Source organism: Micromonospora sp. CNB394, from assembly GCF_000374985.1.
GTDB classification, from domain to species: Bacteria; Actinomycetota; Actinomycetes; order Mycobacteriales; family Micromonosporaceae; genus Micromonospora; species Micromonospora marina.
The window spans coordinates 1-17,926 of record NZ_KB895871.1; the positions used below are offsets into that span (position 1 = coordinate 1).

The window sequence follows — 17,926 nt, forward strand, 5'->3', positions numbered from 1 at the left end:
CGGCCGACCGAACGGATCCGGCACGAACCGCTCCGCCGTCAGATCCGCCTGATGCAGATAACCCCGCCCCACCCCGACACCACCGACGTACAACTTCCCCACCACACCGATCGGCACCGGCCGCAGAAACCGATCCAACACATGAACCACCGTGTTCCACACCGGAACCCCGATCGGGCTCGGCAGGTGAGCGTCGAATGCCGGGTCGGCCGTCCAGGACGTCACCTGGATGCAGGTCTCCGCCGGCCCGTACAGGTTGACCAGTGTCGCGCCGCTCACCCGGTGGAACCGGTCACGTAGCCTCGCCGGCAACGTCTCACCGCCGACGAAGACCTGACGCAGCTCGGTCAACTGCGCGAAGCCTGGCGTACCCAGCAGCACGTCCAACATGGAGGGCACCATCTGCAGGACGGTGATCCGCTGGGTGGCGCAGGCCCGCACCAGGTACGCCGGGTCCCGGTGCCCGTCCGGCCGGGCCATGACCAGCGTGGCCCCGGCGACGAGGGGCGCATAGAACTCCCAGACCGAGGCGTCGAAGCCGCACGGGGTCTTCTGGAGCAGCCGGTCCTCGGCGGTGAGCGGGAACGCCGCACGCATCCAGAGCATGTGGTTGGCGAGCGCCCGGTGGGTGATCATCACCTGCTTGGGGGCACCGGTCGACCCGGAGGTGCTCATCAGGTACGCGAGCTGGTCGGGATCGATGGGCACCTGGGGATCGTCGGCGCGGCCGTACGGATCCGGCGCGGTGACGTCGACGACCGGCAGACCGAGACCGGCGACAGCCTCCCGCGTCGCCTCGGTGGCACAGAGCACGGCGGTGACGCCGGAGCGCAGCAGCAGGTCACGGCGGCCGGCCGCCTCGGCCGGGTCGATCGGTAGGTAGCAGCCACCCGCCTTGAGGACCGCGAGCATCGCCATCGGCAGGTGTCGACCCCGTTCGATCAGCAGTGCCACCGGCGACTCGGCGCCGAGCCCCCGGTCGACGAGATGCCGGGCGAGGCGGTTGGCGGCGGCGTCGAGCTCGGCGTAGCTCAGTTCGCCGTCCTCGGCCAGGACAGCGACCCGGTGCGGGGTACGGGCCGCCTGCGCGGCGACGAGCTGGTGGACGAGCACGGCGGGCAGGTCGGTGGCGGTGTCGTTCCAGGACCGCAGCAGGGCCAGTTCGGCCGGCGGGGGCAGCAGGGCACCCACCGGCCGGTCCGGGTGGTCGGCGGCGGTGCGCAGCACGTGCCGAAGCTGCTCCACCAGACGCGTCACCCGGTCGGGTGCGAACAGGTCGCTGCGGTAGGTCAGGTCACCGGCGATGCCGCCATCGGTCTCCGCCAGGTTCAACACCAGCTCGAACTTGGCCGCCGTCACCGGCAGCGGTCGCGGGGTCAGGGTGAGGCCGGCGACCTGCGGGTCGGGCGACGGGACGTTCTGCACGGCCAGCATCACCTGGAAGACCGGGTGCCGGGTCAGGTCCCGCTCGACGCCCAGGTCGGCGACGACCTCCTCGAAGGCGACGTCCTGGTGGGCGTACGCGGCGAGACAGGTCTCGCGGACCTGGCCCAGCAGCTCGGTGAAGCTGGGGTCGCCGGCCGTGCTGGTCCGCATGACGAGCGTACTGGCGAAGAAGCCGACCAGGTCGGCGGTGCCGGGAGCCTCGCGGTTGGCCACCGGGGTGCCGACCGCGATGTCGTCCTGCCCGCTGGTTCGCGCCAGGACGGTCTGGAAGGCGGCCAGCAGAACCATGAACAGGGTCGCGCCATGCGCCCGGCCGAGTTCGTGCAGCCGCTCGGTGAGCGCACCGTCGATCGTGATCGGGACGCTGCCGGCGGGCACCCCGTCGGTGGGGTGGTGGGGGTGGTCGGTGGGGAGGTCGAGGGTGGGGGTGTTGGCGAGGTGGTGGGTCCAGTAGGTGCGGTGGTGTTGGTGTCGGGTGTGGTGGTGGGGGTGGTGGGTCCAGTGGGCGTAGTCGCGGTACTGGTGGGTGGGGGTGGGCAGGTGGTGGGGTTGGCCGGTGCGGTGGTGGTGGTAGAGGGCGGCGAGGTCGGTGATGAGCAGGCCCATGGACCAGGCGTCGGCGGCGATGTGGTGGACGGTGAGCAGGAGGTGGTGGTGGTCGTGGTCGGTGGTGACGAGGTGGGTGCGCAGGGGGTGGTCGGTGGTGAGGTCGAAGGGTTGCTGGGCCAGGTGGGTGAGGTAGCTGGTGGCGTCGGTGTGCGGGGGCAGGGTGTGGACGGTGACGGGTCGGGTGGGGGGCGGGTTGAGGTGTTGGGTGGGTGGCTCGGTGGGGGTGATGGTGGTGCGCAGGATCTGGTGGCGGTCGGTGAGGTCGATCAGGGCGTGGTGCAGGGCGGTGTGGTCCAGTGCGCCGGTGAGGTCGATGGCGGTGGGGATGTTGTAGGCGGGGCTTGCGGGGTCGAGTTGGTGCAGGAACCACAGGCGTTGCTGGGCGGGGGTCAGGGGCGCCGGTTGCTGCGGCGGGGTCGACCGCAGCGGCGGCCGGCCGTCGGAATCCTGTCCGGTGACGGTGTCGAGGTGCGCGGCGAGCGCGGCCACCGTGGGATGCTCGAACACCCACCGCACCGGCACGTCCCGGCCGAGTGAGTCACGCAACCGCGCCGCGAGCTGCATGGCCCGCACCGAGTCCCCGCCGAGCCCGAAGAATGAGCTGTCCCGGTCGGTCACCGGCTGACCGAGCAGCGTCGCCACCTCTTCGGCGACGAGCCGTTCCGTCTGCCCCACCGGTGGCTCCGGCGTGTCCGGTGCCGCCTCGGCCGGTAGCAGCCCGGCCAGTCGAGATCGGACCAGCTTGCCCGAGCCGGCCCGGGGCAGGGCGTCGACCAGGACGACGCGGTCCGGCACCAGGCCGGAGGTCGTCCGCTGTCCGAGCCAGGCAGCGAGCGCGGCCGGGTCGATCCCGTCCCCGCCGGTCGGCACCACGCACGCGACCAGCGCGGCGTCCGGCCCGGTCCCGGTCACCAGCACACCGACGTCGGCCACCTGCGGATGGTTCCGCAGGGTCGCCTCCACCTCGGCCGGCTCGACCCGGATCCCCCGGATCTTGGCGGTCGTCGTCCGCCCGGCGAACTCCACCGCCCCGTCCGGCCCGATCCGGCCCAGGTCCGCGGTGCGGAAGAGGCGCGTCCCGGACCCGGCGGGGTCGGGTCGGAACCGGTCGGCGGTGGCAGCCGGATCCCCGACGTAGCCGAGGGTGAGGTGCCGGGTCCGCACCACGATCTCGCCCAACTCACCGATGCCGCACGGCCGGCCGTACCGGTCGTGCACCGCCATGCGCACACCGTCGACGCCGACGCCCACCGGCACCGGGTCCCGCTGGTCCCGGTCGGTGTCGTGCCAGCTCATCACCTGGGGTGTCTCGGTGGCCCCGTAGACGTTCACCAGGGTCGCCTGCGGGGCCACCGCCCGCAGTCGCGCCAGCACGTCGCGGGTGAGCAGGTCGCCGCCGAGGAACACCAGGCGCAGCGGCAGGCGCAGCCCGGCCGGTGCCGTGGCCGCCAGGATCGTGGCCAGCGCCGGAGTGATGTGTACGACCTTCACCGTGGCCTCGTGAAGCCACCCGGCAAGGTCCGCCATCTCGGCGAGGACGTCGCCGGGCGGCAGGCAGAGGGTGGCCCCGACGGTCAGCGGGGCGAAGAGGTCCCGCAGCAACGGGTCGTGGCCGATCCCGGCGAGCAGCGCCGTGCGGTCCGCCACCGTGAGCGTGAAGCGCTCGCGTTGCCACCGGAGGAAGTGCCCCAGCGGTCCGTGGGTGCCCAGCACCGCCCTCGGCCGGGCGGTGCTGCCGGTGGTGAAAGCCAGGTAGGCCACGTCGTCCGGGGTGACCACGACCTCCTGGTCCACCGCCGGCTCGTCGGTCAGCAGCCAGCGCGGACCGTCGGCGAGCGGAATCACCGGCAGACCGACGCCCGGCAGGGCCGTCGTGGGCGCCCCGCAGCCGAGGGCGGCGACCGGTGCGGCGACGTCGACGCAGGCGGCCAGGGCCGATTCCGGGGCGTCGGCGTCGAGTACCACGCAGACGCCACCGGCCCGCCAGATGCCGAGCAGCGCCACCGGCAGTTCCGGGGTGCGCCGGGCCAGCACAACCACCCGGTCACCAGGTCGCAGCCCCGCCCGGCGCAGCCGGGCGGCCACCTGGCCGGCCCGGTGGTCGAGTTCACCATAGGTCAGGTCGACGCCGCGACCGGAGACCGCGACGGCCTCGGGACGTGCGGTCACGGCGAGGGCCACCTGCGCCGGTACGGTGGGCGCGGGCGTCGCGGCCGGGACGGCCGGTTCGGCCGGCGGGCCACCGGGCACGTCGCGCAGGTCGATCAGGTCGACCTGGCGGCGCGGATCGGCGAGTCCCTGCCGCAGGACGGTCTGCCACTGCCGCATCAGCGCGGCGATCCGGTCGGCGTGGAAGAGATCGGTGTTGTAGAGCACCGACAGCCGGTAGCCGGTGGAATGTTCCTGCACGTAAACGGTGAGGTCGAACTTCGCGCCGACGTTCTGCGGCTCGCCGAACTCCGCGGCCACGCCCGGCATCTCAGCCACCGCCGCCGGAACATTGACCATGTTCAGCAGTACCTCGAACAGGGGGGCGCGATCCAGGTCGCCGGAGCGACCCAGCTCGGCCTGGACCCGCTCGAAGGGCACCTGCTGGTGCTCGAACGCGCGCAGGGTCTCCTGCCGGACCCGGTCGACGACCTCGCCGAAGGTGGGGTCACCGTGCAGATCGCAGCGCACCGCCACCAGATTGAGGAAGCAACCGACCAGCGGTGCGGTGTCGGGGTGGTCACGTCCGGCCACCGGGGTGCCGACCAGTAGGTCACGGCGCCCGGTCTGGCGGCTCAGCAGTACGGCCAGGGCGGCGAGCAGCACCACGAACGGGCTGGCCCCGGCCTGCTGCCCGAACGCGCGGATGCCGTGTGCCATCGCCTCGTCGAGGTGGAACTCCCGCTGCCCACCGCTGAACGTCCGGGTGACCGGCCGGGCGGCGTCGTGCGGCAGGCCGAGCGGCGCGACGTCGGCCAGCCGTTCCCGCCAGTACGCCAGCGCGGCGGCGTGGGCGCCACTGTCGAGTTGGCGGCGCTGCCACACTGCCCAGTCGGGGTACTGCACCGGCAGGGGCGCCAACCGAGGTTCCCGGTCCTCGACCACCGCGGTGTAGCACTCGGACAGCTCCCGTACCACGATCGCCACCGACCAGCCGTCGCCGACGATGTGGTGCATGGTGATCAGCAGGTCGTACCGGTCCTCGGCGAGCCGGACCAGGCGGACCCGCAGCAGCGGACCGGCACCGAGGTCGAACGCGGCGGTCGCCTCCGCCGTGGCGATCCGTTCGGCGACCCGGTCGCGCTCCGGCAGGTCGTGCCGGCAGAGGTCGTCGACGGTCAGCACCACCGCGGGATCGGAGACGACCCGCTGCCACGGGGTGCCGTCGGCGGCGCCGAACACCGTCCGGAGCGCCTCGTGCCGGGCGACCAGCATCCGCACCGCACGATGCAGGGCCGTGACGTCCAGGTGGCCGCTCAGGCGGACCGGGACGGCCATGTGGTACGCCGGATTGCCCGGGTCGATCTGTTCGAGCAGCCAGAACCGCAGTTGCGCATCGGTTAGTGGGAAGTGCCGGCCGCGATCCGGGTCGGCGGTCGGCCCGCCGGCCCGTACCGAGACGCCGGCGTCACGCAGTCGGGCCTGGAAACGGGCCCGCTGCTCCGGGGTCGGCGCGGCGCGGCGGCGCGGCGGCCGGGTCACGGCGCGCCCACCAGGTCCTCGTCGGTCAGCTCGTCCTGCACCTGCTGCCAGATCCGGGCAATCTGCTCGGTCTGACCCGGACTGGCCTCCCTGGCGGTCAGTGCCGCCGCGAGGCCCTCGACGGTGGGCTCTTCGAAGAAGACCCGCAGCGGCACGTCCACCTGGAAGATCTCCCGCACCTCGGCGATGATCCGGGTGGCCAGCAGCGAGTGCCCGCCGAGGGCGAAGAAATCGTCGTGCACCCCGAGGTCGTCGTCGGCGAGCGCCGACTGCCAGACCTCGACCAGTACCTCCTCGACCGGGCTGCGGGGTGGCACGTACGGCACCTCCTCGCCGTCGGATCCGCCGTCGTCGATGGTGGAGCCGAGCCACTCCAGTCGTGCGTCGTCGCAGACCCGGGCGAGGACGCCGGTGGATTCGCCGCCGTCGACCCGGTGCACCGTGCCCCTGCGGCGGACACCGGCGGGCTGCCCGAACCGGTCCTGCACGACCAGGCAGCAGCCGGGCAGCGGATGTCCGAGCCACCGGCCGTGGGCGTCCCGGGTGAACGCACTCGACGGCTCCCCACTGCTGGGGTCCAGCGGGACGAACAGCGCCGTCGGCGTGGCCGGCGGCCGGTCTCCGGTGTGCACCACGTGGATGCCGGGGGCGGTCGGGTCGGCGGCCCGGCCGATGGCGACGGTCGGTTCGCCGGCGCCGCCGAGGAGCAGCGTCGCCCCCGCGCTCAGCGCGACGAGGGCGGCCCAGACCGTCTCGGGCGCATCCGTCGGGCCGTCGACCCGGACCCGGTCGGCGGGGCCGACGCCCAGCTCCGCGCGCAGGGCGGGAACGGTCCGGCGGAGCGCGGCGTACCGGAGAATCTGTTGGCGGGTGCCGGCGGTGGAGTAGCGCAGCCATGCCGGGCCGGGCTCCGGCTCCCCCACCGGCGCGGGCCCGGCGCGTACCCCGTCCGGTCCGCTCAACGCGGTCGGTGCCGCGTCTCCGGTGACCTGGTCGTGCCACCACCCGGGGCGTTCGACGGGCATGGGTATCACGGTGGCGTCGAGGGCCAGCACCGCCAGCAGGGTCACCAGCCGGTCGAGGTCGGAGCCCTCACACGAGCCGACCCTGCTGCCCGCGGTCACCCCGGTGCCGCGCAGCTCGGCGACTCGCTTGCGCACCAGCCCGGCCAGATCGGCGTAGCTGGTCGGACCGGCGCCGGTGAGCACGGCGGTCGACGTGCCGCCGTCCCGGACGCCGTCGGCGAGCAGCACGTCGAGTGTCCAGTCCGCCGGCGGCGCCGTCGCGCCGGCCACCGGCGGTGCCGGATCCGCGGCGCGGGTCAGGACGCTCGCCGGCAGCGCCGGGTGAGCGGTGGCCCGGCGCAGCAGGGCGACCAGTTCCCCGCCGAGTCCGGCGACGGTGGACTCGGCGAAGAGGTCCCGGTTGTACTCGACGGTGCCGCGGATCCGGTCGCCCTCCTCCCACAGCGACACGGTCAGGTCGAACTTCGCCGTACCGGTGGTCACGTCGAGCAGTTCCAGGTCGAGGTCACCCAGGCGTAGGTGCGGGCGGGGCGCGTTCTGCCAGGCGAACACCACCTGGAACAGGGGGTTGCGGCCCAGGTCCCGGTCCGGCTGCACCGATTCGACCAGCAGCTCGAACGGCACGTCCTGCCCCAGCGAGGCGTCCAGTACCGTCTCCCGGACCCGGCCGGTCAGCTCCGTGAAGGTGGGGTCGCCGGACAGGTCCAGCCGTAGCGGCAGCGTGTTGGCGAAGAACCCGATGAGCTGCTCGGTCTCGACCCGGTTGCGACCGGAGATCGGGGTGCCGACCACCACGTCGTCGACGTCGCCGTGCCCGGCGAGGACCAGCCCGAAGGCGCTCAGCAGCACCATGAACACGGTGGCCCGGCCCTGCTGCGCGACGTCGCGCACCGCCGCGGTCGTCGCGGCGTCGAGCTGCCACGGCAGGACCGCCCCGGCGAAGCTCTGCACCGCCGGTCGGGGCCGATCGGTGGGCAGCCGCTGCGGCGGCACGTCGGCCAGCACCCGGGTCCAGCGCAGCAGGTGCGGGCGCAGCGACTCCGGTGTCAGCGTGGCGCGCTGCCAGGCGGCGAAGTCGGGGTACTGCACCGGCGGAGTGGGCACCGGGTCGGGTCGACCGGCGCGCAGCTCCGGGTACGCGCTGGCCAGTTCGTCGGTCAGGACGGCAAGCGACCAGCCGTCGGCGATGCTGTGGTGCAGGACGATCGACAGCACGTGGTCGGTGCGGTCGAGCCGGAACAGGCGGGCCGTCCACAGGGGTCCCTCGGCCAGGTCGAGGGGGGTACGGGCATGCGCCTCCAGTGCCTCGGCCAGCCGGCCGAGCCGGTCGTCCGCCGGCACCTCGCTGATCGGCACCCGGATCGGCGCGGGCGGGTCGACCCACTGCACGGGTGCGGTGCCGACCAGCCGGAACGTGGTCCGCAGCGCCTCGTGCCGGGCGGCGACCCCGGTCAGCGCGGCGTCCAGGGCGACGCGGTCGAGCTCGCCGCGGAGCCGGACCGCGACCGGGATGTGGTACGCCACGTTGCCGGGCAGCAGTTCGTTGAGGAACCACAGCCGCTGCTGGGTGTACGACAGGAGGGCCGGCTCCGGATCGGCGCGGCGCACCGGTCCCGCGTCGGCCGGTACGTCGTCGGTCAGCCGTTGCCGCACCGCGGCGGCGAGGCCCGTGACGGTCGGATCGGTGAAGACCGCACGGAGTTCAAGTTCCACCCCGAAGATCGCGCGCAGGCGAGCGGTGAGCCGGGTGACCAGCAACGAGTGCCCGCCGAGGGCGAAGAAGTCGTCGTCGCGGCCCACCCGCTCCACCCCGAGGAGATCGGCGACGGTGCCGGCGACGAGGGTGGCGACCTGGTCGTCGGCCGGCGGGGGTGCCGAGGTGGGACCGGCCACGGTCACCGCCGGCAGGGCGCTGAGGTCGACCTTGCCGTGCCGGGTGAGCGGCAGTTCGTCGAGGTGCACGAAGACCGCCGGAACCATCGCCGGCAGGACACGGCCGCGCAGGAAGGACCGGAGCGTGTGGTCGTCGGCCCGCTCGGCGCCGTTGCGGTCGACCAGGTAGGCGACGAGCGCGTGGTCCCGGTCGAGGCCCTCGATCCCGCGTACCACGGCGGCGGCGACGGTGGGATGGTCGGTCAGCGCCGCCTCGATCTCGGCGGGCTCGATCCGGACCCCCCTGATCTTGAGTTGCATGTCGGCCCGCCCGACGAACTCGATGTTCCCGTCGGGCAGTCGCCGGCCCAGGTCCCCGGTGCGGTACATGCGGGCTCCGGGCACGTCCCCGAACGGGTCCGGGAGGAACCGCTCGGCGGTGGCGACCGGCAGGTCGTGGTAGCCCCGGGCCACCCCCGCACCACCGATGTGGATCTCCCCGACGGTGCCGGCGGGCGCCGGGTGGCCGTACCCGTCCAGCAGGTAGATCCGGTAATGCCCCACCGGTCGGCCGATCGGCAGTGTCGGCCGGGTCGAGGAGCCGTCCACCCGGTAGGCGGTGCACCACACGGTGGCCTCGGTCGGCCCGTACTCGTTGACCAGCCGGGCCTGCGGCAGCACCTCGCGGTGCCGGTCGGCGACGGTGGTCGGGCAGGACTCACCCGCGAGCACCACCGACCGCAGTTCGGGCAGGTGACCGGCGGGAAGCAGGTCGAGCAGGTCGAGGTAGAGCGACGGCACGCTCTCGAAGTGCGACACGCGGTGCCGGTGCAGCAGTTCCCGGTGGTGAGCCGGGTCCTGGTCCCGCTCCGGGTCGGGGAGCACCAGCGTGCCGCCTTCGAGCAGGGTCCAGAAGAGACCGGCCACCGAGCTGTCGAAGCCGAGCGAGGAGATGAGCAGGAAGCTGCGCACCCGGTCGGGGAAGTAGCCGAGACGGGCGAACGTGGAGTGGAGCAGGTTGTCGTGGCTCACCTCGATGCCCTTCGGCCGGCCGGTGGAGCCGGAGGTGTACATCACGTACGCCAGGTCGTCGGGGCCCGGCCGGGGTCCCTGCCCGTCCTCGTCCGCGCCCGGCCCGTCGAGCCCGTCGGGCCGCAGCACGGTCGGGGCGGCCGGACCGCCGTCGGGCACCGGCAGGTCGGTGACCAGCACGGTGATACCGGCGTCACCCAGGATGTGGCGTACGCGGGCCGGCGGGGCGGCCGGGTCGACGGCGACGTACGCGCCGCCGGCGCGCAGCGTGGCCAGGATGGCGACGATCGCCTGCGGTGAGCGGGGCAGGTGGATGCCGACCCGATGACCCGGCCCCACCCCGGCGGCCCGCAGCCGCCCGGCCAGCGCGGCGCTTTCCACATCCAGGGCGGCGTAGCTGAGGGCGGTGTCACCGCAGCGGACCGCCACGGCCTGCGGGGTCCGCGTGGCGTGGGCGAGGATCAGCTCGTGCAGTCGTACGTCGGCCGGGGGCGGCGGCTCGTCGGGGCCGCTCCAGGTGGCGCTCTGCGGGCGGGTGGTCGCCGGCATCGCGCCGATCGGCAGGTCGGGTCGTTCGACCAGCGCGGTGAGCAGCAGTTCGTATCCGGCGGCCAGGTCGTCGACCGCGCTGGCCGACACCGCCGTCGGCTCGTACTCCCAGGCGAGGAGCAGGCGGCGGGGAACCGGGGCGGCCCGGAGCACCAGGTCGGCGGTGGCGGCGTGGCGGGGCAGCGGCCGGGGGGTGAGGCGCAGCGCGCCGAGCGCCAGCGGGGTGGCTGGATCCTCCATCGCCAGTGCGGCGACCGCCGCTCCCCCCGGCGCCTGCTCCAGCACGAACATCGCCTGGACCGGGAGGGCCGAGCCATTTCCACCGGCTGCCCGCAGATCGCGGACCACCTCCGCGTAGGGGTGGTCACGGTGGTCGAGGGCGGCGGCGACGCGCGCCGCGTTCGTCGCCAGCAGGTCGGTGAAGGTGGGGTTGCCGCTCAGGTCGGCCCGGTGCACCACGGTGTTGAGCAGGTAGCCGACGGTCGTCGCGGAGGCGGCGTCCCGGTGCAGCGCGGCCGGTGAGCCCACCAGCAGATCGGTTTGACCGGTGAATCGGTGCAGCAGCACCTGGAAGGCAGAGAGCAGCACCACGTACGGGGTGGTACGGGCGCTCACGGCCAGCGCGGTGACCTGGTCGACGACCGGCCCCGTCAGCACTCCCTGGATCATCGTCGGTGTCGCCGGGTCGGTGCCGCCGACGGCCAGGGCCGGCAGGGTGAGCGCGGCCGGATCGCCGGCGAGCGCGTCTGCCCAGTACCGCCGCGACTCGTTCCGGCGGGCCGGGGTGGCGACGAGCCGGCGCACGGCCCGCCGGTGGTCACCCGGCTCGGGCAGGTCGACCGCCGTACCGGTGGCCTCGGCCGGGTAGATCCGGCGTAGTTCGTCGAGGAGGACGGCTGCCGACCACAGGTCCGTGGTGATGTGATGCGCGGCCAGCAACAGCACCGGAGGGCCGACGGTCGGGGTGAGCAGGCAGGCCCGCACCAGGGGACCCCGGGTCAGGTCGAACGGTTCCCGGGCCCGGCTGGCAAGTTCGGCGTCGAGGTCGGCGGAGGCGCAGGTCACCTCGTCGAGCAGCCGGGGCGGTAGCTCCGCCTCGGCGGCCACGGGCGCGCCGTCCTGCTCGGGGTAGCAGGACCGTAGCGCCGGATGCCGGGTGAGCAACCGGCGCAGTGTCCGGTCGAGGGCGTCCGCGTCAGGTGCTCCTCCGTCGATGGTGAACGCCCTCGCCAGGTGGTACGCGGTCGACGTGGGGTCGAGCCGGTGCAGGTACCACAGCGCCTCGACGCCGGGGGAGATCGGGGTGCCGCCGTCGTCGTCGGCCGGGCCGGCGTCCCGGTCGGCGAGCCGGCCGGCGAGGTGTTCCGCGAGGTCGGCGATCGACCAGGGCTGGAGCAGGCCGCGCAGGTCGAGGTGGACGCCGGTGAGACGTTCGAGGTCGTGCAGCAGTTGCGCCGAGGCGAGGGAGTCCAGTCCCACCGCGTCGAGCCGGTCCGCGGCGGTGATCTGACCGGTGCCGCCGCCGGTGGCCCGGCCGACCAGCCCGATCAGGTGCTCGGTCAGCTCGGTGGCGGTGCGGGGCCGGGCGGGCGGCCCGGCGTCGTCCGCGGGCGGCCCGGTGACCGCCGGCCCGCCGGCGTCACGGTGGACGACGTCGAGGGTGCCCGCGCGGTACCGGGCGGCGGTCTCCCGGCGTTGGGTCTTCCCGCTGGAGGTCTTGGGGACGGTCCCCCGGGAGACGAAGACGACCTCGTGGACCGGGGCGTCGTGGACGGTGCCGACGAGTTGCCGGATCCGGTGGGCCGCCTCGGCGTCTGCCGGTAGGGCATCCGCGTTCCGCTCGGCGACCACCACGACGCCTTCGGTCTCCTCGACGGTGACCGGGAAGGCGGCGACACAGCCCGGTCGGACCCCGGCCGCCGCGGTGACGGCGGTCAGCTCGATGTCCTGCGGGTAGAGGTTGCGGCCCCGCACCACGATGACATCGCTGGAGCGGCCGGTGACGAACAGTTCTCCGTCGAGCAGGAAACCGAGATCCCCGGTCCGTAGGAAGAGGCGGCCGGCCCGCTCGACGAACACCTCGTGTTCCGCCGGCGTGCGCCAGTAGCCCGCGCAGACGCTCGGCCCGTGGACCTGGATCTCGCCGACCTGACCGTCGCCGCGTTCGGCGCCGGTGGCCGGATCGACGATCGCGACGGTCTGGTCGCCCAGCGGCCGACCGGAACCGACCAGCGTGGTAGCAGGGTCGTCGTCGCGTGGTGGCCGGGCCAACCCCGTGGCGAGCGCCCCGGAGTCGACCCGGTGGTGTACGGCACCCTGCCCGGCGGGCGCGCCGGTCACGATGAGGGTGGCCTCCGCCAGCCCGTAGCAGGGCAGGAAGGCGGTGGGCCGGAAGCCGTAGGGGGCGAAGGTCGCCGCGAACCTTTCGAGCACCCCGGCGTGAATCGGCTCCGACCCGCTGAAAGCTACCTGCCAGCCGCTGAGGTCCAGGTCCACGCAGCGCTGCGGGTCGAAGCGGCGGACACACAGGTCGTACGCGAAGTTCGGCCCGCCGCTGGCGGTGATGTGCTGCGCGGCGATGGTGTCCAGCCAGCTCAGCGGATCGGTGAGGAACTCCAGCGGGGAGGCGAGGACCATGTCGAAGTCCACGTAGAGCGGTTGCAGGATGCCACCGATCAGTCCCATGTCGTGGTAGAGCGGAAGCCAGCTCATCCCCCGGGACCGGGGGGTGGTCGCGAACGACGAGCGGATCAACTCCAGGTTGTGGCGGAGGTTGGCGTGGCTGACGACGACGCCCCGGGGGGCTGTCGTCGACCCGGAGGTGTACTGGAGGAAGGCGGTCGTCGCGGGCGTGATCGGCGGTCGGCGCCAGTCGGCGGCGGCCGAGTCGGGCAGCGCGTCGGTGGCGATCCAGGTCAGTGCCGGAACATCGGCCAGGCTGGCCAGACCGGCGCCAAGGTCCACCAGGTCCTCGGTGGTCAGGGCGGCGGCGGGGGCGGCGTCCGCGGCGACGGCGATCAGCCGGGGCAGGCTGCGTTCCAGCCGGGCCGGGTCCGGCGGGAAGACCGGAACCGCCACCACGCCGGCGTACAGGCAGCCGAAGAACGCCGAGACGTACTCCAGACCGGGCGGGTAGACCAGCAGCACCCGCTCACCGCGCAGGCCCCGGGCGAGCAGTTCCGCACCGATCGCCCGGGCCCGGCGGTCGAGGTCGGCGAACCCGAGCCGGTGGCGGCTGGACCCGGACACGTAGGTGTAGCCCCGGTCGCTGCCGGTACGGGACGTCAACAGGTCGACGAGCGTGCCGCCGACCTCGGTACCGCTGTGGGGTGCCATGCCGCTCCTCGCGTCCACGTGCTGTCCGTCCGACTACTCGCCGCTCTGCGCCGCGAGCCTGCGGCGCAGGCTCAACGGGCGCATGTCGGTCCACACCTCGGCGATGTACGCCAGGCAGTCCGCCTTCGGGCCGGTCCGTCCGGCGTCCCGCCACCCCGGGGGAAGGTCCCGATCGGCCGGCCAGATGGAGTACTGCTCTTCGTCGTTGACCACTGCGCGGTAGATCGTGCGGTCCTCGTCGGGTTCCATGCGCTGCTGTCCTCTCTGTCGGCTTCCGGTGCGGGTCGGGTCTCGTCGTCAGCCGCGCGCCGGGGCGTCCGCCGCCGGCTCGTCGCGGCCGGCAAGGTCGACGATCACGGTGCGGAACTCACTGGTGTACGGCTGCTGGTCGCCGTCGCGTAGCCAGGACTGCGAACCGGTGGGCAGCATCTCGGTGAACGTCGCGGAGCCGTCGACCGGCCCGTGCTCGAGGGCGCGGCGCAGCCCCTTGACCATGATGTTGACCAGGATCGGGCTGGTGAAGTCGAGGTAGAGCGGCTTCTGCTCGGTGGGGAGCTTGACGAAGACCCGCTCCGGCAGGCCGTGGTGCCGGGCGAACCCGCGCGACGCGACGAACCGGTCCACCTCGCCGTCGCCGGTGAGGTGACGCAGCTCGGCCAGCGGAAAGCGCCAGGATTCGCGCTGCGCCACCAGCCGGCCGATCTGCACGCGGGGGGTGTGCGACCGACCGGTGCTCAGGCCGAACACGTCGACGACGTTCGTGGAGAGCAACTCGCCGACCAGTTCCACCGCCGGCAGGTCGACCCGCCGGTCGAAGGTACGGGCCCGCAACACGCCGTCGATCTCCTCGATGACCAGGTCGCTGATCGCGACCTGGTTCTCGACCGGCACCGACGGCTCGGCGAACTCGTGGGACATCAGCAGTTGAACGTCGGTCGGGCGTCGCAGGGCGTCGCGGGTGCTGGAGGTGACGCCGGGCCACACCCGGGGCGCGACGGTGGCCACCACCCGGGTGGGCAGATCCCAGGCGACGTACTCGGACAGCTCGCCCGGGGCTGTGTGATTGTCGGCGAACCCGGCGGCGGCGAGGGTGTTGTTGGCCGCGTGCATCTCGCCGAGCACGAGGGTGTACTCGCCGCGTTCGACGGCTGCGACGTCTGCTGCGGCGACAAGGACGTCCGGGCTGTGGTAGCGCGCGTAGCCCCAGCCTGGACGTTCGGCGGGGAAGACTCGCGCCACGGCCGCCCGCACCGAGGCGGCGTCGCGTTGGACGACCCGCTGTCCCGAGTCGAGGTCGAGCACCTGTTCCCAGCGGCGCTGGAACTCGTCCCGCAGGTCGGTGACGAAGGCGGCGGCTTGTTGCCGGTCGCTGCCGAGGCCGGGGAAGAGCCGTGGCAGCACCTGCCACAACCGGGCGGCGGGCACGTAGGTCTCCGGTCCGTCCGCCCGCAGCTCGTGGAAGAGCTCGAGCAGTCCGGTGTGCGCCAGTTGGGCGGCCCGCACGCTGAACCAGCGCAGACTCTGCAGCAGGGGCACGAGCGCGACGCCCAGTTCGGTGCGGATCTCCGGGCCGAGTTCGACGTCGAGGTCGCGTGTGCAGTCCTCGTAGACGATCGCCCGGGCGGCGTACATCTGCCCGTGTCCGCGTACGGCGGGTTGACCGGTGAGCCGGGTGAAGATCCGGTCCGCTGTCTCCAGGCTGCGGTAGAGCGGCTCGACCGTGCCGGCGCTGGCGGCGACCGCGCCGATCGCGCTCTGGTAGACCTGGAGCATCCGCCGGGCGACCGGCTGGAGACGGTCGTCGTCGATCCCGTCCAGCAGGGCGGACAGTTCACGCTCGGGGGCGGTGACGAAGGGCACCTCCAGATGCCATTCCGTGATCCCCCGGTTCGTCAGATCGGCGAGGAAGGCGTACACCTCCTCCTCGTCCCGCAGTGTCGGGTCACCGGCGGCCAGGGCCAGGGCGGCCACGTCGCGGGCCGACCGCTTGCCGTCGCACGCGGCCAGGGCGGCGGCCTGCCCCGGCGACAGGTGGATCGGGGGTGAGCCGGAGGGCTGCACGACGTCCTCGGTGCGGTGCGCGAAGGGCAGCAGGCGTGGGCGGGCCCACCGCCGGGCGTTCGGGAGCCCTCCGATCGCCTCGGCCAGCGCGTCGATCCCCCACTGCTCGCAGTTGACCCGGCGGTCCCGGATCAGTCCCGGACCGGACACGGCGGTCAGCGCCGGCCCGGTGTCGAGAAAACGAGCCCAACTGATCGGACCGAAGTAGCCGATGCTGTCGTTCTTGGCGCAGTAGCGCTGCGCGTAGCGGGCGATGAGTTCCTCACGCCGCCGCCGGGTCTGGTTGTACGACCCGCCGGTCCCGTCGCGCCGCAGCGGGGCGACGACGGTCTGGAACGCCTCCCGGTTCTGCCAGACGATCGCCTCGGCGATCCGGTCGTCGGCGACCAGATCGGCGGTGGCGGCGGAGGTCCGGGCCCGCGCCTCGACCCAGGTGCGTTCGAGCTCGGCCCTGGCGCGGCCGACGGCCCGCCGGGCGGCATCGTGGACGTCGGCCGCGGCGACGATGTCCGTCGGAATACCTTCCGGCAGCGACCTGCCGCGGCGCAACGCCTTCATGGCCCTCAGTAGCGGGCGACGCCGCGGTGAGTCCCAGTCGTCGGCCTCGCGCAGGTCGTCGAGGCAACCCCGGACGACGGCCAGCGCCCGGAGGTAGGCCTGCCGTTCGTCGTCGCGCGCGTCGTTGAGCCGGTCGGCGGCGGCTGCCGCCGGAGCGTCGGAGAGGGCGGCCAGCCGGGTCAGCGGGAAACCCGCGGAGCGGAGGCAGGACCAGCGCCAGATCGCCCACTCGTCGGAGGCCAGGTCGGCCAGGTGCGGGGGGAGCCCGGTGGGCGTCACGATGCCTCCTGACGTATCGATCGGGTACGCCACAGCGGGGTGCCGAGGCCGACCAGCACCACCAGGAGGTTGAGCGACCCGATCACCACGAAGACCGTCGTCGTGGCGAACAGGTCGGCGGCGGCGCTGACCAGGACGATGCCCAGCGCCTCGGTGGCGAGGAAAACGGTCAACACGGCGGCCGAGACCCGGCCCAGCAGCGGATCGGGGGTGATCTCCTGCCGCAGTGTGGTGCCGAGAATCGCGGCCACCACCTGCCCGAACGCGAAGACGACGGCGAGCGGAGCCACCACCCACACCGAGCCACCGAGGCTGACGGCGGCCAGCGCGACCCCCTGCACGGCCACACTCAGCAGCCACGCCCGCCCGACGCCGAGGAGTCGCCGCAGCGCGCCGGTGCTGACCGCCGCCAGGACCGCACCGACGCTGGCCAGGCTCAGCAGCAGGCCGATCTGACCACTCCCGACACCCAGATCGGTGCGCAGGTAGTAGATGAACAGCATGGTGGTGCCGGCGATGAGCATGCCGTTGACCAGTTCGAGGGCGACCAGGTGCCGCAGGAACGGGTGGGCCAGGACGAACCGGAGGCCGGCGAGGCGTCCGGCCAGGGGCACCGAGGTGGCCTCGTCGACCGCGCCGGCCGTGATCCGGGCGGCGATACGCGGCCGGACGAAGGCCCAGGCGAGCGCCGACACACCGAAGGTCAGGGCGTTGATGCCGATCGCGCCGGCCTCGCTGGTCGCCGCGATGACGACTCCGGCGAGCGCGGGCCCGACACCGTACGCCACCTCGCCGAGGGTGATCAGTTGCCCGTTGGCCCGCACCAGGCGATCCCGGCCGACGATCTGCGGCATGATCGCGCGCAGGCCGACCGTGGAGAGGCTCACCGCGATGCTGCTGGCCACGACCACGGCGTAGATGAGCCAGATGCCGTACCGGTCCCAGACGGGCGCCGGGGCGACCCACCAGACCAGCGGAACCGAGCCGGCGAGAGCGAACTGCGCCCAGTCGCAGGCCATCAACAACCGGCGTCGGTCTACCTGGTCGACGATCGGTCCGGCCAGGACCCCACCGACCAGCTGCGCCACCATGGACAGACCGGCGACGATACCCATCTGGGTGGCCGATCCGGTGCTGGCCAGGACGAGCAGCGGCATGGCCACGTTGGCGAACGCGTCACCGAGGGCCGAGATGGACTGCCCGGCGAGCAGGAAGCCGAAGCTCCGGCCCCGGGACGAGGGCGCGTCGGTCGAGGGCCCGGTGCCCATCTGGTCCGCGGTGGCTCCTGCCGGGGCTATGACTTCCCTCCTCGGGTCGAATGGAACGGGACCTGCTCGCCGCGGGCGTCCAGGAATGGCTCCCGCCGGAATTCGGGTGTCCGCGACCGCGCCACGGACGAAAAGCTCGTTAGCTGCGCGACGGGTGGAGCGGAGGAGGCCACGTCGCGGTCGGTAGATTGCGGCCCTAAT

Annotated in this window: 5 protein-coding genes; all 5 read right to left on the reverse strand. The window is 73.3% G+C overall.

The annotated features are described in order from the left end of the window. The coding region (locus C569_RS0128000) for a non-ribosomal peptide synthetase (protein WP_018789031.1) at positions 1-5,745 on the reverse strand (5,745 nt) is incomplete at its 3' end. Beyond that, complete coding sequence (locus tag C569_RS0128005; protein ID WP_020608573.1) at positions 5,742-13,559, reverse strand: non-ribosomal peptide synthetase; 7,818 nt, start codon at positions 13,557-13,559, stop codon at positions 5,742-5,744. The genes C569_RS0128000 and C569_RS0128005, both read right to left, overlap by 4 nt. Positions 13,560-13,592: 33 nt before the next feature. Then, complete coding sequence (locus C569_RS0128010; protein WP_018789032.1) at positions 13,593-13,808, reverse strand: MbtH family protein; 216 nt, start codon at positions 13,806-13,808, stop codon at positions 13,593-13,595. 48 nt (positions 13,809-13,856) lie between these two features. Continuing rightward, positions 13,857-16,457, reverse strand: coding sequence for a lantibiotic dehydratase (locus C569_RS0128015; protein ID WP_018789033.1), 2,601 nt, complete (start codon positions 16,455-16,457; stop codon positions 13,857-13,859). Then, positions 16,454-17,725: an MFS transporter gene (locus C569_RS31285; RefSeq protein WP_018789034.1), complete on the reverse strand. Its 1,272-nt coding sequence runs from the start codon at positions 17,723-17,725 to the stop codon at positions 16,454-16,456. The genes C569_RS0128015 and C569_RS31285 overlap by 4 nt, the downstream gene beginning before the upstream one ends. Positions 17,726-17,926 lie beyond the last annotated feature (201 nt).

Bases quoted from the DNA above. Each gene is read 5' to 3' on its own strand.
- C569_RS0128005 (WP_020608573.1), bottom strand. From the start codon at position 13,559: ATGGCACCCCACAGCGGTACCGAGGTCGGCGGCACGCTCGTCGACCTG.
- C569_RS0128010 (WP_018789032.1), bottom strand. From the start codon at position 13,808: ATGGAACCCGACGAGGACCGCACGATCTACCGCGCAGTGGTCAACGAC.
- C569_RS31285 (WP_018789034.1), bottom strand. From the start codon at position 17,725: ATGGGCACCGGGCCCTCGACCGACGCGCCCTCGTCCCGGGGCCGGAGC.